This window comes from Nocardia abscessus NBRC 100374 (genome assembly GCF_000308455.1).
Classification (GTDB): domain Bacteria; phylum Actinomycetota; class Actinomycetes; order Mycobacteriales; family Mycobacteriaceae; genus Nocardia; species Nocardia abscessus.
Genome location: NZ_BAFP01000105.1, coordinates 1 through 441, shown reverse-complemented (window position 1 = coordinate 441; position 441 = coordinate 1). Strand labels below are relative to the sequence as shown.

Sequence of the window (441 nt, the reverse complement as noted above, 5' to 3'; positions counted from 1 at the left end):
GATCGCGCCGCCGATCAACGCCCCATCGATGCGTTCCAGGATCGCGGCCAGATCCGCGACCGGCCCACCCGCCCAGACACCCTTGAGATTCAACTCCGGCGCATACTGCGGTGCCATCTCCGCCGCGGCCGCGGTCGCACCGCCACCTTGGGAATAACCCCACAACACCACCGGGGTCTCAGCACCCGCACCGGCCAGATTGTGCGCCGCGCGCACCCCGTCCAGCACCGCGTGCGCGGCCTCGATCCGGTTGGCGTAGGTATGCATACCCGGCGTGCCCAACCCGATGTAATCGGTCACCAGCACCCGGGCACCCAACGCGCTCCACACCGCCGAAGCCGGCAGTTCCTGATTCGCCGACAAACTCGGCGAGGGATCGGTGAACACCGTCAACCCGGTAGAAAACGCCACCGACATCGCACACCGATCACCCTGACCCGA

General features: G+C 67.3%; 1 protein-coding gene. It reads right to left on the bottom strand.

What is annotated here, in order from left to right:
• A partial coding sequence (locus ON19_RS21470; RefSeq protein ID WP_043695776.1) for a lipase family protein occupies positions 1–441 on the bottom strand: 441 nt, incomplete at both ends.